Below are 18891 nucleotides of genomic sequence, written 5' to 3'. Positions count from 1 at the left end.
AATCATGTGCAAGTCGAGATGAGCAATATTGAGAAATCCTTTGGGAAGAATCAAGTGTTAAGAGATGTCTCACTAACATTGTACCCTGGAGAAATCCATGCCCTAATGGGAGAAAATGGGGCAGGCAAGTCAACGTTGATGAACATTTTAACTGGGTTACATGCCAAAGATGCAGGGACGATTTTGATCGATGGCAAAGAAACGAACTACGCCGATCCGAAGGAAGCCGAACAAGCCGGTGTGAGCTTTATCCATCAAGAAATGAATAACTGGGAACAGATGACTGTATTGGATAACTTATTCTTGAATCGGGAATTGAAAACCACCTTTGGGCTACTAGATACGAAGAAAATGGCAAGCAAAGCGCAGGCAGTCTTTGAACAGTTAGGGATTCAGATCCCCCTTCAAAAAGAAGTGGATGAACTATCAGTCGGTCAACAGCAAATGATCGAGATCACGAAAGCGCTGATGACTGATGCCAAGGTGTTGATCATGGATGAACCGACTGCTGCCTTGTCGGATAAGGAAATTAATAATTTGTTTCAAATCATTCGTCGCTTGAAAGAAAACGGCGTAGCGATCGTTTATATCTCTCACCGAATGGAGGAGATTTTCAAAATAAGTGACAAGATCACTGTGATGCGGGATGGTCTATCGATCGATACGAAAAAGACGCAGGATACGACGATGGAAGAGGTCGTGAAGAAAATGGTCGGTAGAGAGTTAGCTGATTATTATCCAGAAAAACAAGCGCAGATCGGTGAAGTCGTTTTTGAAGTAAAAAATTTAACAGCCGCTTCTAAAGTTTACCAAGGCATCAATTTTCAAGTCAGAGCAGGTGAGATCCTTGGGTTCTCAGGTTTAATGGGTGCTGGACGCACAGAAGTCATGCGAGGAATATTTGGTTTAGATGAAATTGAAAGCGGTACCTTAATCGTCGAAGGGCAAGAAGTGAAAAATTCTTCGCCTTCAAAGGCAATCGCCAATGGCTTTGGCTTTCTAACAGAAAATCGGAAAACGGAAGGCTTGGTCTTAGACTTTTCCCTGACCGATAATATCAGTTTGCCCAGCATTGATAATTTTGTCAAAACAGGCATGGTCGATAGCAAGACTGAAGCCAGTTTCGTTGCGTTAATGATCGAGCGCTTACGCATCAAAACGATGAGTGCCCAGAATTTAGCCAGCGAGCTTTCTGGTGGAAATCAGCAAAAAGTGGTTTTGGCGAAGTGGATCGGTGTCGGACCAAAAGTATTGATTTTAGATGAACCGACACGCGGAGTAGACGTTGGTGCCAAACGAGAGATTTATCAGCTGATGAATGAGTTAGCGGAACGTGGTATTGCGATTTTGATGGTTTCTAGTGATCTACCAGAAGTGCTAGGTGTTAGCGATCGCATCATTGTTTTACACGAAGGAAAAATATCAGGGGAACTCTCTCGGCAAGAAGCCACACAAGAGAAGATCATGACGTATGCGACAGGAGGAAACTAATATGGAAAAAAGTGGTATGAAAACAAAACAACTCTCGGAATCAATTAGTAAATTGGGACCTTTACTCGCTTTGATTGCTCTAGTGGCTGCTGTCACTGCCTTAAATCCAAGTTTTTTATCACCCAGTAATTTGTTGAATCTTTTGCGGCAAGTCGCAGCGAATGGCTTTATTGCATTCGGAATGACCTTTGTCATTTTGACTGGGGGCATTGATTTGTCTGTAGGGTCCACCTTGGCACTTTCCAGTGCCTTGACAGCAGGAATGATGGCCAATGGGGTGTCACCTTTAGTCGCTATTTTGATTGGGTTACTAAGCGGAGCGATCCTTGGTGCGTTGAATGGACTACTGATCTCAAAAGGAAAAATGGCGCCGTTTATCGCAACCTTAGCAACGATGACGATCTATCGGGGCGCTACCTTAGTGTACACCAATGGAAATCCAATCACTGGACTAGGTGACAGCTTTCTATTCAGCTTTATTGGTCGTGGGTATCTTTTCGGGATTCCTTTTCCAGTCGTATTGATGTTTCTCGTGTTCTTTCTTTTGTTCTTGTTGCTTCATCGCACCGCCTTCGGACGAAAAACCTATGCCATCGGTGGCAATGAAAAGGCCGCTTTTATTGCTGGGGTGAAAATCGATAAGATAAAACTGATCATTTATTCGATCTCCGGATTGATGGCTTCAATCAGTGGCATGATCATCACTTCTAGGTTGAATTCTGCGCAACCAACAGCAGGGCAAGCCTATGAAATGGATGCGATTGCAGCAGTCGTTTTAGGTGGTACGAGCTTATCTGGTGGAAGAGGCAGAATTTTTGGCACGTTGATCGGGGCATTGATCATTGGTACGTTGAACAATGGTCTAAATCTATTGGGTGTCTCAAGTTTTTATCAACAAATCGTTAAAGGGATCGTGATCGTAATTGCAGTGTTACTGGATCGGAAAAGGAAATAAAAAATAGGAGGATCTATTATGAAAAAAATGTTTTTATTGGCAGCAGGCGTATTGGTACTTTCTGGATGTGGAGCGGCAACATTGGACAACGGTGGCAGTAGTGAGACACAAAGTGAGGAAAAAGCAGCTTCAGAATTGACAGTTGGTGTATCGATCTCCACCCTCAATAATCCGTTTTTTGTTTCCATGCAAGAGGGGATCAATCAATTGGCTGAGGAAAATGACACCGATGTACGCTTTGTTGATGCCCAAGATGATACTGCCAAGCAAAGCAATGATATTGATGATTTGATCCAACAAGGCGTGGATGTGCTTTTGATCAATCCCGTTGATTCTGCTGCTATCGTCCCGGCTGTTGAAGCCGCTAATAATGCCAACATCCCAGTTATTGCCATCGACCGTAGTAGCGATGGAGGAACGCTTTTGACGACGGTTGCCTCCAATAACGAAGAAGGTGGAAAAATGGCAGCAGAATTTATTCTCGAACAATTAGGGGAAAACGCAAAAGTGGTAGAACTTGAAGGCGTCCCTGGCGCTTCTGCAACCAGAGAGCGAGGAAAAGGCTTTGATGATTATGCTAAAGACAAACTGGATGTTGTTGAAAAGCAATCCGCAAACTTCAATCGAGCAGAAGGATTAACGGTTATGGAAAATATCCTCCAAGCAAACAATGACATTCAAGGCGTCTTTGCTCAAAACGATGAAATGGCTTTAGGGGCAGCCGAAGCGATGGGAAACCGAGAAGGCGTAGTGATTGTCGGGTTTGACGGTACTGAAGACGGACTCAAAGCCATCGAAGAAGGTAGAATGACGGCAACGATCGCTCAAAAACCAGAAGAAATGGGCCGCCTTGCATTGCAGGCAGCGTTTGACCATTTCCAAGGAAAAACAGTCGCTGAACAAATCGATTCACCATTAGAGTTGGTGAAAAAATAGGTAGACGCTCAATGCAGTTCCTACTTTCAACATCGAAAGCCCCTCTTTGGCTGACCATTTAGGTCACCAAAGAGGGGCTTTCTTTCATGTGTGGCGTTTCGTTTACTTGTTGCTGGTTAAATCCAATAAGCGGTCTTTCAAGTCTTCTTCTAGATGACCCAATTCCACTTCGGCAGCACGACGTTTTTCTTTTCCTTCTTTTTGGATCCGTAATGTTTCTTGGATCGTTTCCACAAGGTCGTTTTGTGTTTTTTGCAAGGTTTCGATATCGACGATGCCGCGCTCGTTTTCTTTCGCTGTTTCAATAGCAGAAACTTTCAACATTTCTGAGTTTTTCTTCAATAGATCATTGGTGGTCTCAGAAACTTGGCGTTGTGCCGTAACTGCATCTTTTTGACGCAATAAAGTCAAGGCAATGACCACTTGGTTTTTCCATAGTGGGATCGCTGTATTGACAGAAGCTTGGATTTTTTCTGCTAACGCTTGGTTCGTGTTTTGGATCAGGCGAATTTGCGGTGCCTGTTGGATCGTGATTTGACGTGCCAAGCGCAAGTCATGAGTCCGTTTGTCTAAACGATCAAGAAATTGCGTGTAATCGTTGGCGATCTGTACGTCCATTTGATCATTCGTTTCTTCTGCTTTTTTCATGGCTTCAGGAATGATTTTGGTTTGCAATTCTTGCATCTTCAACTCGCCAGCGGCAATGTAGATGTTCAATGCATCAAAGTAATCTTTGTTCTTTTGATACAACTGTTCCAACATCATGTTGTCTTTTAGCAAACCGTCTTTTTCTTTATCCAATTTGACGGCGATCTTGTCGATTTGGGCACCGATTTTTTGGTATTTAGCGGTGATTTCAAAAATGGATTGTTTTACTTTACCAAACATTCGCTTGAATAAGTTGCCTTCCCCTGCACGCAGTTCGTCTGGATTGGCTTCTTGCAAGCGATACATCAACTCCGTCAATGAGTCGCCCACAGGGCCGATATCAGCTGCTTGGACATGGTTCAACATGGATTGGGAAAACTCTCCAAGTTTGGTTTGGGCAGCTGCACCATAGGTGATGACCGCTTGCTGGTCGGTCGCATCGATTTTGCTGGCTAATTCTTGGGCCTGTGCTTGACGCTCTGGCGGTAATTTATCAATCAAACGCGGTGCCGTTTGCTGTTCTTTCAGCTGACTGATTTCCGCTTGTTGAGTGGTGGTCAAAGTGTCGACAGGGGTTGAAAATGGGTTGTTCAATAAATCGTCAAGCGTATCCGTTACGGGTTTTACTTGATTTGGTGTTTCACTCATAATAACTCCTCCTAATAATTGTCTGCTTTCGAAAAAAATCTAGCCTGGGCTAGATTTTTTTTTAGATTCTTTTCTTGTTGCCAATCAGAATCTATCCCTATTCATTATCTCGTTTTATGCTTTGTTTGGCAATGGATAACTCAACATCCATGTCATCAAGATCGTCTGCTACAAATTGGGAGTAGTCTTTGGCGATCAAGGAAGCCATTTGCTCGATGATTTGGGTGCTTTCCTCGATTTTATCATAGGTCTCACGACTTTTGATCTCATGGCTATTGATTTCAATGAACTTATCGGTCAAATCGACCATGTTGGGCAAGTGGGTATAAAGGAAATGACTTGCCAAAGGCAGTTTGGTCGGTTCTTTCACGAGTTCTTTGAAAAGAGCTTTTGAGGCACGCAAGGCATCGTGACGCAAGTCAATGGCTTTTAACTTGTTATTACTAGTGATATTTTTTTGGTATTTATCGATTTGGTGTTTCGTCTGATTCATCGTTTCACGGAACAATTCGATCTCACGAGCAGTCATTCCGCTTTTCAAGTAATGGGCTTCTCGTTCTCTCGTTAAAGAAGGCAAAACTTGTGGATCGGCTGCTGGAACTTTACGCCCTCTAATACCGACGTAGACTAAAATCGCACCGACGATTAATAATAGGCTCGCAAATGAATCGCCTACTACGTTAAAAATAATACTGATGAGGACGATCGCACCAACGATCAGCCAGATGTTTTTTTTCATTTTTCCTCCTCCTAAAAATCTCTTGGACAAGTAGATTGGGTTATTCGACATCTTTATTTTAGCATGTTCACTAAAAGAAAAATATCAGACTTGGGGTGGATTTTCCGATTTTTAGTAAATTCATAAGCTTTCTTGCTATTTCTTAAGAAGATATTTTTTCTAAATTATGCTAAAGTGTTTGATAGATAAGACGTATGAGGAAAGTTAGGTGTCGATAGATGTTAGAATTTAAAGATTTTGAAGAAAAAACGATCCAACGGAATGAAATTTTCCATGGCAAGATCATTGATGTGGTCGTTGATGATGTCTCCTTGCCAAATGGCGGGACCAGTAAACGCGAACTTGTCTTTCACCCTGGCGGTGTTGCCGTGATCGCCTTGACAAGTGAGAACAAGATGCTGTTCGTTCGTCAATTCAGAAAACCGTTAGAGCGAGTGATTTTAGAGATACCAGCAGGAAAAATCGATCCAGGAGAAGGTGCTCGTCCAGATTTGACTGGCGCCCGGGAATTAGAAGAAGAGACTGGCTATCGTGCAAAAACGCTGGAGCACGTTTCTTCTATGTACCTTTCACCAGGCTTTGCTAATGAGCTCTTGCACGTCTATTATGCCAAAGAGCTGGAAAAAGTGACAAATCCCTTACCGCAAGACGAAGATGAAGTGCTGGAAGTCTATGAATTGACCTTAGAGCAAGCACAAGCCGCTATCGCTGATGGAACGATCTGTGATGCGAAGACCGTGTTTGCGATCCAATTTTGGGAGTTGCTGGAATTGAAACGGAGGAACGGACTTGCCTAAAGAACCATTGATCACCCGCAGTGAGCTTCGACGCAGACGCGAAGAAGAACAAGCGGCAGCTGAACGCAATCAGCAAATCGTAGAAAAACAAAGCAAGAAAGAATGGAAACAAAAAGAAAAACAAATTGATAACCACTACCGAAAAGTGCGCAAGAAAAACAAAGAAATCACGAAGACCCGTGCCGGTGAGAACCAGAAATCTCGGGATCTGAACCGTTTTTTAATGAAAGCCATTGTGATCGTCACTTTATTGTTAGTCGTCGTTGGTTTAGCGATCTTTTTGTTGTGATTCTTCTAGTACTAAGAAAAAGCCGCCTCTGCATCTTCTGCAAGTGCGGCTTTTTTTGTTATTCGGTCGGCTTTTTCAAAATAGCTAAAAACATGGCGGCTGGCTGATTCATGAACAAATGATCCGCTTCATGAAAAACGGTAAAGGAAGTGGCGGTAAACCCAATCGCCTCTGTCAGTTGAGTCAATGCGGCAGGGTCAAACCCATTATGAACCAGCGGGTGAGACACGGCGGGATTTTTGAGGAAATCTACTAGATAAAGGGTTCCTCCTGGCTGTAGCAAGGCGTATAGTTTTTCCATCATAGCGGCTGTGTCAGGAATATGCAGCAAGACGAGAGATAGCAGCACAGCGTCTGCTTTTGCTTGTAAGGATTCTTGCAGCAGATCGTGGACAGTTGCAGAAGCATTGGCCAGCTGCAGTTGGTTGATTTTTTTTTCAGAAACCTCGATCATGTTAGGGGCAGTATCCCAGATGGCTAAGTGCTGGATATAAGCTGCTAAGGGCAAACTTACTAGGCCGGTACCGCCGCCGATATCGATCAGAGTTTGGTGCTGGTTGTCTTTAAAATAAGGTTCAAGGGTTTGGGTGACTAATTGTGCTAACGCGATCCGTTCAGGGGTATCGTATTTTGCTGCCATGGCATTGAAAATTTCAGACATAAGTGCCTCCTTTTATAATGACAAAAAACTGTTCGTTTCGTCAAAACTAGTTTATCATGAAAGGAGAAAAACACGTCAGTAGATACGTGGGAATTTCTGTTGTTTTTCATTTTAAAGGGTGAAAAATAAACGAGAAGCAGGAGGCAAACACATGAAAATTGGTATTATTGGTGCAATGGAGGAAGAAATCAAGGCGTTGCGGGAACAGTTGATTTCACCGCTTTCTTGGGAACGCGGCGGCGCACTATTTATTTCAGGAAGTATCGGCAATCATGAAGTGATCGTCGTTCGTTCAGGTATCGGCAAAGTTCTGGCATCGATCACCACTAGTTTATTGATCCAACAATACGGGGTCAATATGGTGATCAATACTGGATCAGCTGGTGGGATCGGTGCCGGTTTACAAGTAGGGGATTTAGTGATCTCAGATAAAGTGGCGTATTTTGATGTCGATGTGACGGGCTTTGGTTATGAATATGGCCAGCTGCCTGGCGGGATGCCTTTGTATTATGAAGCCAGCCGCTATTTGATCAGTGAGATGACGAAAGCCGCAGAAGCGACTCATCATACCGTGAAAAAGGGACTGATCGTTACCGGTGACAGCTTCATTCATGACCCGCAAAAAGTACAGGAGATTTTAGGACATTTTCCAGATGCCTTGGCTTGTGAGATGGAAGGCGCTGCGATCGCACAGACCGCGCAGCAATTCAATATTCCTTTCTTGATCGTGCGCGCGATCAGCGATACCGCCGACCACGCAGCAACCGTCTCTTTTGATGAGTTTATCTTAGAAGCTGGCAAGCGTTCCGCTGAAATGGTCTTGGCATTCGTTGAAACATTAAAGTAACTTAAAAAACAGGAGAGCCGATCCGTAAGAGGAGGAAGGAAGCATGAGAGCATTACTATCCATTGATTATACGTTTGATTTTGTTGCAGATGAGGGACGATTGACCACGGGTGCTGCTGGGCAAGCGATTGAAGCTGCCTTAGTGGCTCGGACGCAAGCCTTTATCGAAGTCGGTGAGTATGTCGTTTTTGCCATTGATCGTCATGAGGAAACAGACAACTATCATCCTGAAAACCGCTTGTTCCCACCCCACAATCTTGCGGGCAGTACGGGGCGACATCTTTACGGCCGTTTAGCACCGCTTTATGAAAACTATCAGGAAGCGCCAAATGTCTATTGGATCGACAAGCGTCATTACTCCGCCTTTAGCGGTACCGACTTGGACATCCGTCTGCGGGAAAGAGGGATTACGGAATTGTACCTGACCGGCGTTTGTACCGACATCTGTGTCTTGCATACAGCAGTGGATGCCTATAATTTAGGCTACCAACTGGTGATCGATGCAGATACCGTTGCCAGCTTTGACGCGGTCGGACATGAATGGGCACTACGCCATTTTGAAAATACCCTGGGCGCGAAAATCATTTCTGCGAAGGAGGAAGCATAAATGGGATGGATGGATCAATTAAAAGCAAATTTCAGTTTCAGTGAACTGACTAGCCTTTATCAAGCGTATCAAAAAGGGGATCTTGATGTGAAGGCGTTGTTGAACAATGACTTCTTACAAAAGTATACGGATTTTCAGAACTTGGATGAGTTTATGGCTAAATTAGGCATCCAGAATGAAAACCAAATCTTCGACTTTCTAAAAGACCGCCCCAATCGGCAAAAAGCCGATCAAGTCGTCAATGAGCATTCCCAATTTGATTCTGTGATCAGTATGATGAAAAAAGCTTTACAGAAATAAATAACGATAGAAGAAGGAGCCTTCGAAAATCAATTGATTTCCGAAGGCTCCTTCTTTATATATTAATTGGTGGGTTATGTAACAAATTGATTTTTTATTTGCTACCACATACCCCAATTATTAAGCTGTCTAAAGTTTAGCCGGCTGTTTCGTGTACCCGCTAAAGTATTGATGGCAGCAAGATCAATAATAGATACGTACATTGTCGCCATAGCGGTAACATACATGGTAGCAATTCCCGCTATCCCAATTGGATTTGCACCCATAAGTAGAAGAAAGACAGAGTCTAAAACGGTGTCATACATCCCTTTTATAGCCTTTTTCGAAGCTTGATCAATGGTTTCTTGTGTATCGATCATCTTGGAAATTTCTTCCATGAATTTTTCTGGGGAGTTTATGGATTTCAAGGTGTTGTAATCTTCAAATGTAGATTGAATGCTCTTAACTAAGTCTTTAGTATCCAGCTTTAATTTTGCTGAGGCGATTGTTGTCTTTACAAAGGAAGCCTGATTCCTTATCTCAGAGATAGAAGTTTGAGAAAAATAATCTTTAAGACTAGTTACCGTATCATAAGATGATAACGCAAAATTCAAGTACTTGGCTCCCGTAGTGGTTCTAAGGAAGGCATTGTAAGCATTGGTGTCATTGAAGGTGTAATACTCAGGGTAGTAACGAAGGGGAAGTCTGTCACCCACCAGCCCAGCATTGCGATCATAATCATGCACATCAAAATAATAAAGCATAAATGTGTGCATAAGTTGATCATTGGTGGGATTGTTCCCGTAAATTCTGGTGGCAAATTATTTGACTTTAGGAAACTCAAAAGGAACGACCGGCGTAACAGCTGGTAAATTTCTTTCTGAACGCTCCTCTGTTGGCATTAGTGACTGGTACTGTAAATTTTCAAAATCGATACTCGTATTAGCAAAGATTTCCAAAGATAAACCGATTTCTACTAGCTCTTCTTCAAGGGCGACCAATAGATTCGCTTTTTCGTAATGGTCATCAGGAACATCTGCAAAATTGCTACTCTCACTGACAGCATATGCCGTGATTGGTGAGAAAAAACCACTCAGTAAAACGACAAGTAACAATATAACTGAATATTTTTGCTTCAATTTTTGCTTCATTTCAATTCCTCCTCATAATTAAAGTTTGACAACACGTGTTATACAAGTTAAATTTATCATATAAAAAGACAAAAATGAATTATTTTATTTAAATTTGATTAATTTGTTTAAAAATGTAGGATTAGTTATTTCGCCTTAATTTTTGAAGGTATCCCTAAGCAGATAACCTTGCTTGCTAAAAGAGGAGGGAAGTGAAAAAAATCAAGATATTCGACGATGATACAACTAAAGGAAAATTGTATGCTTTGATTGATTATCTAGTGATCACCTCAGCCCTTTGTTTTAGTGCATATCATTCTTTTCCGCTTACGATTCCTAAGTATTTACATATTCCGGGGACGAACGAGTATATGGTAGGTGGCTTATTTAGCGTATTAATGTCCTACTCTCTTTATAAGACCTATTTGTTGAATGCGCATAAAAACATTCCTAAAGAAAAAAAACATAGTATAGAAATCAGTTTTTTTCTCGGCTTACTCGTCTCTTTTATTTTGCTTTTATTCAGATCAGAAAGCTTAATTAATCATTTGCTTTTTCGAAACCAATTACCTTTGGAACAGATTATGTATCACTTAGATCGATTGTATTTTCTCAATCTACTTATGTTACTGTTCGCTTTGATACGGTGTTTATTCGCTTTTGATTACTATCAAGCCTTTTATTACAAAAAAAGAAAATGCTACATGGGCTATATTTATGTATACAGCTTTTTATTTCTAGTAGGAGGTGCACTCTTCTATATGTGGATCATGTCCATAAACTTTTTATTTCGCAAATAGTGTCTTCGGAGTTTACGTCCATACCTCAGTGCCGCAGGAAAAGTTTTTTTCAAAAATATACTCAGTTATGAATAGCATAGGGGGCTTTGTATTGGGGAAAACGGATCAAGTGACGTTATACAAGCGAAAAGGAAAAATCTATTCCATCATTGATCATATAATTATGGGGGCTGCAATATTATTTGAAACATATCATAGCTCCCCAATTAGACCTATAATTCGTGGGAGATCAGATATTCGTGGGATTGGGTTGTCGGCTGTGAGCGCAATGGTGTTTTTGCTAGCTTGGGAGACAACTTTAAGTTTAAACCGTCATGAGCTTGTTCCTGAATACAAAAAGCATATCGCTGGAATTGAGCACGTTTTCTTCTTCTTGGTTGGTTTTTTTATCTTGATTTTCACTGCCGATCCCTTGATTGGTTTACTATCGCGAACGATACCGGTAGAGAAAATCACCTATCATCTGGAACGGCTCTACTTTCTTCATTTTTTTATGATGTTCTATATTTTGTTGCGGTGTGTATTGGCATTCGATTATTATCAAGCCTTTTATTATGAAGATAAAAAATGCAGGATGTACCATGTCTTGCTTTGTTTTTTCGTGGGCGTAGGTGTCATTCGTATTCTTCGTGCAGCTCTTACTTAATTTGTCTCATTTATTCACCCCTTCTAAAAAATCCATTAGCAAAAGACAAGACTCAGCTGATTAAAAGATTGTCTTTCAATCGAATAAGTTTGTTACAGGATTGCTTTATTTAAATTGTGAGGAGGTTTTTAATGTGTTGAAAAAAAGATATCAACCCCTTGATAGTTATCAGCGAAAAGGGAAGATCTATTCGATCATTGATTATGTAATCTTTGGGAGCGCAATAATTTTTGAGAAATATCATAGATTCCCACTCAGGCCTTATAGACCCCCAATCAGACCTATTGGAACTCTTGGAACTTCAGATATTCGAGAGATTGGGTTAACGGCTGTGAGTGCAATGATTATGATACTAGCCTGGAATACAACTTCAAGTTTAAATCGTCATGAGCTTGTTCCTGAATACAAAAAGCATCTTGCTGGAATTGAGCACTTTTTCTTCTTCTTGGCTGGTTTTTTTATCTTGATTTTCACTGCCGATCCCTTGATTGGTTTACTATCCCGAACGATACCGGTAGAGAAAATCACCTACCATCTGGAACGGCTCTACTTTCTTCATTTTTTTATGATGTTCTATGTTTTACTGCGGTGTGTATTGGCATTCGACTATTATAAAGCCTTTTATTATGAAGATAGAAAATGCAGGATGTACCATGTCTTGCTTTGTTTTTTCGTAGGCATAGGTATCATTCATATTCTTCTGGGGGTTCTTTCGTTAGTTGTCTCGTTCATCTATCACTTCTAAAAAATCCATAGCAAAAAGACAAACCATAGATTGCTGGGCTCCCCGTCAAGTGGACAATGAAATAGAATAAAATTATTTTGACGACTGTCTACCGAAATTCGGTAGGCAGTTTTTATGTTTTTTACTTTGTTTAACCTCAACTTTGCTCGACTGGCCTCCTTCTTGGTTAAGCGGATTTATTCTATTCGCTTGTCCAAGAGGGGGAGTGATTAAGCTGCCATTAATAATTCTTGATGAACTTGGATCGGTGTTTTGCTCTTCAAACATCGTTGATAGCGACCATTGTTGTAATAGTTCATGTATTTCTCGATCATTTCAACGAGACTTTCTCTACTGATAAACTTTCGCCGATAATATTTTTCTCGCTTAAGCATTCCCCAGAAGCCTTCCATTGGACCATTATCGGTACAACGGGCGACACGAGACATACTCTGCTTCATTTTCGCTTTCTTTAGCTTTGTGCAAAAAACTTTACTTGTATATTGAAATCCGCGATCGCTATGAAATAGCGGATGAGCGGTTGGCTCGGCGGCGACTGCTTGATCGAAGGTATCAAAGACTAATTTATTGTCATTTTTGTCGCTGATGACAAATGAAACAATGCGACGATCGGCGAGATCGAGAATAGCGCTCAAATAGATTTTCTTCACTTCGGCCCCTTCATAATACTTGAATTCACTCACATCTGTTAGCCATTTTTGATTCGGTTGATCCGCATAGAACTTTCGATTCAAATAATTTTTCGCAATATGATACGGAGTCTTGGATGCCTTAGTGATACTATTGCCTGAATGCTTGATGGTTGATTGGATTTGAAGTTTGCGACAGATTCGAAGAATACGCTTGTCATTCACTTGAAAGCCATAATCATTCACGAGATCTTCACAGATTCTGCGATATCCTTTATCGTTGTCTGCTTCATAAATATAACGAACAAGGTCTGCCAACTGTTCATTCAATACCACTTCAGGCAGTTTGGGATTTTTTAACCAACGATAATAGGCCGATCTTGTGACATGGAGCAGGGTACACATGGTGTTAATTGGATAGCTTTTTGTCTCGTGCAGCTCTTTGATCGATTGGTATTCAAACGTATGACGAACTAATTCAAATCCCGCCTCCTTTCTAACTCGCTGACTTTTTTTAACAGGTCATTTTCCATTTCAAGCAACTTGATCCGTCGTTCTTGTTGAGCCAGTTTATCGCGCATTTCTTCTTCGGGTGTTCTGGCAGGTTTACTTCCCGCTCGTTGCCCTCGACGGTCTTCTAAGCCTTTTTCTCCCATCTCGTCGTATTTCAACACCCAGTTCCGAACTTTTTGGTAAGAGACTTGGTACTGAATTGCGGTTTTCCCATAGTCTCGACCGTTGATAATACAGTCATGCACAATTTTAATTCGTTCATTCAATGTTGTTTTTCTGGATTTACTCATTCTACTTCCACCACTTTCTGATTTGAAGTTTCTATGAGTATTATATATCTTTAACCAGTCTTCTAATTGTTTTTTGTTACGAAGCCCGTATTTCTTGGCGACAGCTCTTAAGCTACCATGTGTTCCAGCTAAATAATCATGGACCGCATTCAGTTTCAACTCTGTTGAGTATGATTGATTCCTTTTTGTAGGGAGTAAACCTGTGGGTCCTTCATTCTCATAAAGAGTGATCCACCTTTCTATCGTACTGAAACTTACTTGTGCTTCTTTGGCCAGGCTGTTTATGCTAGCTTCATTTTTTAAAGCTCTTTCTACAAAAGCTAGCCGTTCTTCTGAACTTAATTTCATTTTTCCTCTAGACATACAAACTCCCCCTATATAAGCCACTTTATATTTCAGTGTCCTATATAGGGGGAGCATATCAGATAGCTAGGGTTTGTCTTTTTCTTACGCTATTGTTTACCAGATCTGCACACGATCTTCTGGTGCACGATACATAGGGTCACCAGGTTTGATATCAAAGGTTGTATAGAATTCATCGATGTTTTGAACTTGGATATTGGCACGTAGTTTCGCTGGTCCGTGGACATCGATCGACAGTAAGAGCTGTTGGTATTGTTCTTTGGCTTTTGTACGCCAGATCTTCGCCCAATTGGTGAAGAAGTCTGCTAAAGAAACATCGCTTTCTTTTTGCGCTGCTTCTAGCGCACAGCTTAGTCCGCCTGCATCGGCGATGTTTTCAGAAACAGTCAACGTTCCATTTACGGTACCACCGGCAAAGGGCAGGCCATCAAACTCGTCGATCATCGCTTGAGCTAAGCGTTCAAAGTGTGCCAAATCTTCTTCTGTCCACCAATTGTTTAAATTACCATATTCATCAAATTTTGCCCCGTTGTTGTCAAAGGCGTGGGAGATCTCATGAGCAATGACCGCGCCGATCCCCCCATAATTTGCGCTGGTGGATTGTTCCAAACTATAAAAAGGTGCTTGTAAGATTGCCGCTGGGAAAACGATCACGTTTTTAAATGGGTGATAGTAGGCATTCACGGTAGCGGCGGACATTTCCCATTCCTCGCGATCCACGGGCTGCTGCCATTTTTTGAAGGCATCTTCTCGGAACAAACGATTGAAATGCAGGGCATTTGCCAGCAGACTTTTCTCTTCATCGGTATGCAATTGGTCATAAATGGCAGGAACTTGATCAGGGTACCCGACATGGATGCCTAAACGATTCAATTTGATGATCGCTTTTTGGCGAGTTTCTTCACTTAACCACGTGTTGTTGCGCAAACGATCTTGGTAGACAGCAATCATTGTTTCCACCATGTGTTTGACGTCTTTTTTCGCCGTTTCCCCAAAGTACTTGCGTCCATAATAATCACCGATCACTTGACTAAAATGACCCATCGTTAAGTAATAAGCCGCTTTTTGTTGGGGAGCCGCTTCATCGATCCCTGATAAGTAGCGGCTGTAGGTTCCGCCTAACTGACGCAATTCTTCACTCAGATAGCTAGTATAGCGCAAGCTTTGGTTGACGATCATCCAGCCTTTCAAGAGTTCAAAATGGCTATCAGAAACAATAATGTCAAAGGCTTCAAAGTAAGCGGGTTCCGTTACGATCAGGTCTTCTGGTGTCCCTGGTAAAAGGGCCGTCAAGAGTTGTGTAAAATCGATCTTGCTGGCTTGCTTTGCAAATTCTTCCAAGGAGCGAGGATTGTAATTTTTGCTATAATCCGCACTTTCTTCCGCACTGCGGACGTGAGGGGCGATCAATTTATCAAAAGCGATCGCTTGCTCTACCAACGATTCCGCTTCTGCTTGGTCTTTTCCATAAGCAACTAAAACGTTGACGGCCATCTCAAAGTAGACTTGCAGCATTTCGCTTGCTTGGGGATTTTCTGTGTAATAAGTTTTATCCGGCAAAATAGTAGCAGGCGGATAGACCGACAAAGTATTCATTTGCGCGTTTTTCATGTCTGCATCGACATCTAGTTGGAAAGGCAAGGCAATGCCCTCTAAAACGAAACTTGCCAGTTGCTGATTCAATTCCTCATAAGAACGCAACGCTTCGATTTTTGCTAATAGTGCATTTGCTTCAGTAGCGCCAGCTGCCTCTCGTTGGGCAAAATCGCTGGCTAAGCGGTAAAAAGCCACAGCATCCTTCATGCGGCCTTTTGGCGTAGCATGGGGATCGTGTGCCATATTTTCAAATTCTGCGATCATTAAGGAATCGATTCCGTCAACGAGATCTTGGAATCCACCCGTAGCGGGTTTATCTGCTGGAATAACAGCGGTCTCCAGCCACTCGCCATTTACATAGTCATAAAAATCATCTTTTAACAAGGTTGTCATGTCTTTCGCTCCTCTCGCTTTCTACTATTATGAAACAAAATCTGTAAGGACGCAAAGAAAAGTTTTCTAGACGAAAAAGGGTTTTGATCCAAGTAGGAGGAGAATCTAAGGTATAATAAGAAAAAAGGCAGGTGAACGAGATGGAACAAGTAGAGTGGAAAGGGATCGCCGAAGAGCGGTTTCGTCCGTATAAGCAGTGGGTCACTCCTTCAGGGTATTTATGCGGCACCTATGCGGCAGCCGTCTTTTTGGCCTACTATCAAGATTACATCGATGAAACGATCATCCCGAAAGCGTTTCGTAGAAAAAAACAGCGGGATCTGACAGTAGTGACGGAAATGCTGCGGGTGCTGATTCAGCCTCATGGGTTGCCGACGATCGCTTGGCAGGTCAGTCATGGATTGACTCGGTTTTTCGATCAATTCCAATTGCCTTACCGCGGACGTGCGACTGTTGTTGGCGGCTGGCATCGAGCGTGCAAACGAATCGATGAAGGCAAACCGGTGATCATCGGTATTTTGAAGCCTTTAGGCAGCACATATGGCAATCATTGGGTCGTGGCTTACGCCTACGCTGAAACCGCCAGCGGAGAACGCTATTTTAAAGTTCATGACAACTGGGGCAACTACAAAAAAGTGATTCCCGCCAGTTGGGTAAACGGTACCGTCACACTTCCTTGAACGAGACGGTTAAAAAAACAGTCACTTTGTGCTAGAATAGAAGAAAACAACCACATTCATTGGAGGCAATCATGGGCGAAAGTTATAAAGATAGTTCGTTGAAAATTTTTAGTTTAAATGGAAATTTACCATTAGCAGAAAACATTGCGAAAGTTTTCGGTACAGAACTAGGGAAGTCAAAAGTGACACAGTTTAGTGATGGAGAGATTGCCATCAATATCGAAGAAAGTGTGCGGGGCGACCATATTTATATCATTCAATCGACGAATGAACCCGTCAATGATCACTATTTAGAGCTATTGATCATGATCGATGCGATGAAACGGGCTAGTGCGAAGACCATCAATGTCGTTTTGCCTTATTACGCATATGCGCGGCAAGACCGAACCGCCAACCCGCATGAGCCGATCACTGCAAAATTGATTGCCAATATGCTGGTGGAAGCAGGGGCTTCTCGAATCTTGACGCTTGATCTGCATGCCGTCCAAGTTCAAGGATTTTTCGACATCCCAGTGGATAATCTCTTTACGATCCCATTGTTTGCCCATTACTATCGCGAACAAAAAATGACGGGTGACGACTATGTCGTGGTTTCACCAAAAAACAGCGGTGTCCAACGGACCCGTAGTTTGGCAGAATACTTAGATACAGCGATCGCGATCGTCGATCAAGATGAAGCCGATGGCGGCTATGTGATCGGTGATGTCGTTGGGAAAAAATGTATTTTGGTTGATGACATTTTAAATACCGGCCATACATTGGCAAAAGCGGCAGACTTGTTGAAGGAAGCTGGTGCCAGCGAAGTGTATGCTTGTGTCTCTCACGCCTTGCTTTCACCGCCTGCTAAAGAAATTTTGGATCAATCAGCGATTGAAAGTATTTGTGTCACCGATTCTTGCTGGACCAGCGAAGAACGCCATCCAGAAAAACTGCACTACATTTCTTGTGCCGAATTGATGGGGGAAGCCGTTCGCCGCATTCACGAGAATACACCAATGAGTCCATTGTTCCGCCTGGAAAGCAAAGAGTATAAATAAAAATATGAAAAGCACCCGCTATCCTTAGGGACAGCGGGTGCTTTTGCATGTAAGGGGAAGTGGACAAGACCCAGCGGATCAGTTCAACTGGTTGCGGTTTAAGACCGTTTCTCGTTTGATCAGCTTATGTGGTACGACCAGCTGTACGCCGTTTGAATCTTCATGATTCAATTGCGCCATCAGCCGTTCGGTAGCGATTTTTCCTAAGGACAACACGTTGATATCGATACTAGTCAAATACGGATGGGTCAAAGTAGCAAAGATCGAATTGTTGAAACTGATGATGGATAAATCGTCGGGGACTTTGTAGCCATACATCGTTGCTAATTGAATGATCCGCACAGCGAACAGATCATCGATCACGACGATGGCCGTTGCTTGGGATTCTTTGATCGTTTCTTCAAACGTGACGTAATCTTCCGCTTTTTCAAAGGTCAATGCTGGGTAAAAGGGGAGATTTGCCAGCATCATGGCTTTTTGGTAGCCGAAGAAACGCTCGAAATACAGGTTTTCATGGGTCGTATTGGTAGCAAATAATATCTTCGTATGCCCTTGGGCGATCAGATGCTCAGTTGCTTGCTTGCCTAACAACTGGTTGTCATTATCGACAAAAACGATTTTGTCTTCATTGCTGTATGGTTGACCAATCAAGGTAAAAGGGACTTCTTTTTCGACCAGATAGTCGATGATGGGGTCTTTTTCATCGGAATAGACCAAGATAAAGCCATCTACTTGTTTTTGCAGGTGCATCCGTTCCACGTTTTTTAGTAATGTAGCAAAGTCACGGGCGGAGGCAACGGCAACCGTCATTTGATGATGGCGGGCCTCTTCATTGATGGCTTCGATCGTTTCTAAATAAAAGGGGTTTCCTAGTCGTTCTTTCGAATCAAGAGGCGGCAAGATCACGCCGATGGCACTGGATATCTGTTTGCCGAGATTTCGAGCCGCAAGATTGGGGACATAGCCCATTTCTGCCATTACTTTGCGCACTTTCTTCTTGGTATCTTCAGAAATGCTGGGATGATCGTTTACGACACGAGAAACCGTGGATGTAGCGACGCCAGCCTTTTTGGCGACATCTTTGACCGTAATGCTCACTGATTTCCCTCCTTTTTTAGCTTATAGTATCACAAAGTGTCGGCACAAGGGTAGAGCCAATCAAAAGAAAGAAG

General features: G+C 42.4%; 21 protein-coding genes. 12 read left to right on the top strand and 9 right to left on the bottom strand.

The genetic code is table 11. The features are described from left to right. Positions 1 to 6 precede the first annotated feature (6 nt). From IGI72_RS16070 to IGI72_RS16060, 3 genes are read left to right on the top strand one after another with little or no spacing between them, the layout of a single operon-like run. On the top strand, positions 7 to 1491 hold the full coding sequence (locus IGI72_RS16070; protein WP_428206799.1) for a sugar ABC transporter ATP-binding protein: 1485 nt from the start codon (positions 7 to 9) through the stop codon (positions 1489 to 1491). Position 1492: 1 nt separating this feature from the next. Then, complete coding sequence (locus tag IGI72_RS16065; protein ID WP_086337773.1) at positions 1493 to 2446, top strand: ABC transporter permease; 954 nt, start codon at positions 1493 to 1495, stop codon at positions 2444 to 2446. An 18-nt stretch (positions 2447 to 2464) separates the two neighbouring features. Further along, complete coding sequence (locus tag IGI72_RS16060) at positions 2465 to 3382, top strand: D-ribose ABC transporter substrate-binding protein (RefSeq protein WP_074934049.1); 918 nt, start codon at positions 2465 to 2467, stop codon at positions 3380 to 3382. Positions 3383 to 3484: 102 nt separating this feature from the next. On the opposite strand, the gene IGI72_RS16055 is transcribed toward IGI72_RS16060, so the two are convergent. Both IGI72_RS16055 and IGI72_RS16050 read right to left on the bottom strand, forming a co-directional pair. After that, positions 3485 to 4678: a toxic anion resistance protein gene (locus IGI72_RS16055; RefSeq protein WP_005227814.1), complete on the bottom strand. Its 1194-nt coding sequence runs from the start codon at positions 4676 to 4678 to the stop codon at positions 3485 to 3487. A 97-nt stretch (positions 4679 to 4775) separates the two neighbouring features. Then, on the bottom strand, positions 4776 to 5417 hold the full coding sequence (locus IGI72_RS16050; protein ID WP_010749055.1) for a 5-bromo-4-chloroindolyl phosphate hydrolysis family protein: 642 nt from the start codon (positions 5415 to 5417) through the stop codon (positions 4776 to 4778). A gap of 218 nt (positions 5418 to 5635) precedes the next feature. Between IGI72_RS16050 and IGI72_RS16045 the strand changes: the two genes are divergently transcribed. Beyond that, positions 5636 to 6214, top strand: coding sequence for an NUDIX hydrolase (locus IGI72_RS16045; RefSeq protein ID WP_005227818.1), 579 nt, complete (start codon positions 5636 to 5638; stop codon positions 6212 to 6214). Then, complete coding sequence (gene macP / locus IGI72_RS16040; protein WP_005227820.1) at positions 6207 to 6503, top strand: cell wall synthase accessory phosphoprotein MacP; 297 nt, start codon at positions 6207 to 6209, stop codon at positions 6501 to 6503. Before IGI72_RS16045 ends, macP begins: the two co-directional genes overlap by 8 nt. 58 nt (positions 6504 to 6561) lie before the next feature. Here macP and IGI72_RS16035 read toward each other — a convergent pair whose 3' ends face one another. Further along, positions 6562 to 7164 (bottom strand): class I SAM-dependent methyltransferase, encoded by a 603-nt coding sequence (locus IGI72_RS16035; protein ID WP_438754758.1) that lies wholly within the window; start codon positions 7162 to 7164, stop codon positions 6562 to 6564. Positions 7165 to 7315: 151 nt separating this feature from the next. Between IGI72_RS16035 and IGI72_RS16030 the strand changes: the two genes are divergently transcribed. The 3 genes from IGI72_RS16030 to IGI72_RS16020 are packed head-to-tail and all read left to right on the top strand — an operon-like array spanning position 7316 to position 8918. Beyond that, positions 7316 to 8011, top strand: coding sequence for a 5'-methylthioadenosine/adenosylhomocysteine nucleosidase (locus tag IGI72_RS16030; protein ID WP_005227823.1), 696 nt, complete (start codon positions 7316 to 7318; stop codon positions 8009 to 8011). Between the two features lie 43 nt (positions 8012 to 8054). Beyond that, positions 8055 to 8618 carry a cysteine hydrolase family protein gene (locus IGI72_RS16025; protein ID WP_438754756.1) on the top strand — a complete coding sequence of 188 codons (564 nt, stop codon included), beginning with the start codon at positions 8055 to 8057 and terminating at the stop codon, positions 8616 to 8618. Then, on the top strand, positions 8619 to 8918 hold the full coding sequence (locus tag IGI72_RS16020; RefSeq protein ID WP_005227832.1) for a hypothetical protein: 300 nt from the start codon (positions 8619 to 8621) through the stop codon (positions 8916 to 8918). It abuts the gene before it with no gap. A 101-nt stretch (positions 8919 to 9019) separates the two neighbouring features. On the opposite strand, the gene IGI72_RS16015 is transcribed toward IGI72_RS16020, so the two are convergent. Next, complete coding sequence (locus IGI72_RS16015; protein WP_438754754.1) at positions 9020 to 9673, bottom strand: hypothetical protein; 654 nt, start codon at positions 9671 to 9673, stop codon at positions 9020 to 9022. Positions 9674 to 9718: 45 nt separating this feature from the next. Next, on the bottom strand, positions 9719 to 10048 hold the full coding sequence (locus IGI72_RS16010; RefSeq protein WP_438754752.1) for a hypothetical protein: 330 nt from the start codon (positions 10046 to 10048) through the stop codon (positions 9719 to 9721). Positions 10049 to 10918: 870 nt separating this feature from the next. On the opposite strand from IGI72_RS16010, the gene IGI72_RS16005 reads away from it, so the two are divergent. Next, a complete protein-coding gene (locus IGI72_RS16005; RefSeq protein WP_438754750.1) occupies positions 10919 to 11473 on the top strand; it encodes a hypothetical protein in 555 nt (184 codons plus the stop codon). Positions 11474 to 11606: 133 nt separating this feature from the next. Further along, positions 11607 to 12218: a hypothetical protein gene (locus IGI72_RS16000; protein ID WP_438754748.1), complete on the top strand. Its 612-nt coding sequence runs from the start codon at positions 11607 to 11609 to the stop codon at positions 12216 to 12218. Positions 12219 to 12427: 209 nt separating this feature from the next. On the opposite strand, the gene IGI72_RS15995 is transcribed toward IGI72_RS16000, so the two are convergent. From IGI72_RS15995 to IGI72_RS15985, 3 genes are all read right to left on the bottom strand, one after another. Next, a complete protein-coding gene (locus tag IGI72_RS15995) occupies positions 12428 to 13285 on the bottom strand; it encodes an IS3 family transposase (RefSeq protein WP_240457400.1) in 858 nt (285 codons plus the stop codon). A gap of 35 nt (positions 13286 to 13320) precedes the next feature. Next, complete coding sequence (locus IGI72_RS15990; RefSeq protein WP_438753124.1) at positions 13321 to 14013, bottom strand: transposase; 693 nt, start codon at positions 14011 to 14013, stop codon at positions 13321 to 13323. Between the two features lie 96 nt (positions 14014 to 14109). After that, the gene (locus IGI72_RS15985) at positions 14110 to 16002 is read right to left on the bottom strand and encodes a M13 family metallopeptidase (RefSeq protein ID WP_438754746.1); all 1893 of its coding nucleotides are present in this window, start codon (positions 16000 to 16002) and stop codon (positions 14110 to 14112) included. A gap of 140 nt (positions 16003 to 16142) precedes the next feature. Between IGI72_RS15985 and IGI72_RS15980 the strand changes: the two genes are divergently transcribed. Both IGI72_RS15980 and IGI72_RS15975 read left to right on the top strand, forming a co-directional pair. Further along, entirely contained in the window at positions 16143 to 16682 is a 540-nt protein-coding gene (locus tag IGI72_RS15980; RefSeq protein WP_005233534.1) for a C39 family peptidase, read from the top strand. Between the two features lie 71 nt (positions 16683 to 16753). After that, positions 16754 to 17719 carry a ribose-phosphate diphosphokinase gene (locus tag IGI72_RS15975; RefSeq protein WP_010749060.1) on the top strand — a complete coding sequence of 322 codons (966 nt, stop codon included), beginning with the start codon at positions 16754 to 16756 and terminating at the stop codon, positions 17717 to 17719. Between the two features lie 78 nt (positions 17720 to 17797). On the opposite strand, the gene IGI72_RS15970 is transcribed toward IGI72_RS15975, so the two are convergent. Further along, the gene (locus IGI72_RS15970; RefSeq protein WP_005227844.1) at positions 17798 to 18817 is read right to left on the bottom strand and encodes a LacI family DNA-binding transcriptional regulator; all 1020 of its coding nucleotides are present in this window, start codon (positions 18815 to 18817) and stop codon (positions 17798 to 17800) included. Positions 18818 to 18891 lie beyond the last annotated feature (74 nt).

The sequence above is a fragment of the Enterococcus sp. DIV1059_2 genome (assembly GCF_051713685.1).
Taxonomy (GTDB): Bacteria; Bacillota; Bacilli; order Lactobacillales; family Enterococcaceae; genus Enterococcus_D; species Enterococcus_D casseliflavus.
This window is presented reverse-complemented; position numbering and strand designations above follow the sequence as displayed.

What these genes read in the sequence shown, in the direction of transcription:
- IGI72_RS16065 (WP_086337773.1), top strand. Translation starts at nt 1,493, where the DNA reads ATGGAAAAAAGTGGTATGAAAACAAAACAACTCTCGGAATCAATTAGT.
- IGI72_RS16060 (WP_074934049.1), top strand. Translation starts at nt 2,465, where the DNA reads ATGAAAAAAATGTTTTTATTGGCAGCAGGCGTATTGGTACTTTCTGGA.
- IGI72_RS16055 (WP_005227814.1), bottom strand. Translation starts at nt 4,678, where the DNA reads ATGAGTGAAACACCAAATCAAGTAAAACCCGTAACGGATACGCTTGAC.
- IGI72_RS16050 (WP_010749055.1), bottom strand. Translation starts at nt 5,417, where the DNA reads ATGAAAAAAAACATCTGGCTGATCGTTGGTGCGATCGTCCTCATCAGT.
- IGI72_RS16045 (WP_005227818.1), top strand. Translation starts at nt 5,636, where the DNA reads ATGTTAGAATTTAAAGATTTTGAAGAAAAAACGATCCAACGGAATGAA.
- IGI72_RS16035 (WP_438754758.1), bottom strand. Translation starts at nt 7,164, where the DNA reads ATGTCTGAAATTTTCAATGCCATGGCAGCAAAATACGATACCCCTGAA.
- IGI72_RS16030 (WP_005227823.1), top strand. Translation starts at nt 7,316, where the DNA reads ATGAAAATTGGTATTATTGGTGCAATGGAGGAAGAAATCAAGGCGTTG.
- IGI72_RS16025 (WP_438754756.1), top strand. Translation starts at nt 8,055, where the DNA reads ATGAGAGCATTACTATCCATTGATTATACGTTTGATTTTGTTGCAGAT.
- IGI72_RS16020 (WP_005227832.1), top strand. Translation starts at nt 8,619, where the DNA reads ATGGGATGGATGGATCAATTAAAAGCAAATTTCAGTTTCAGTGAACTG.
- IGI72_RS16015 (WP_438754754.1), bottom strand. Translation starts at nt 9,673, where the DNA reads ATGCACACATTTATGCTTTATTATTTTGATGTGCATGATTATGATCGC.
- IGI72_RS16010 (WP_438754752.1), bottom strand. Translation starts at nt 10,048, where the DNA reads ATGAAGCAAAAATTGAAGCAAAAATATTCAGTTATATTGTTACTTGTC.
- IGI72_RS15990 (WP_438753124.1), bottom strand. Translation starts at nt 14,013, where the DNA reads ATGTCTAGAGGAAAAATGAAATTAAGTTCAGAAGAACGGCTAGCTTTT.
- IGI72_RS15985 (WP_438754746.1), bottom strand. Translation starts at nt 16,002, where the DNA reads ATGACAACCTTGTTAAAAGATGATTTTTATGACTATGTAAATGGCGAG.
- IGI72_RS15980 (WP_005233534.1), top strand. Translation starts at nt 16,143, where the DNA reads ATGGAACAAGTAGAGTGGAAAGGGATCGCCGAAGAGCGGTTTCGTCCG.
- IGI72_RS15975 (WP_010749060.1), top strand. Translation starts at nt 16,754, where the DNA reads ATGGGCGAAAGTTATAAAGATAGTTCGTTGAAAATTTTTAGTTTAAAT.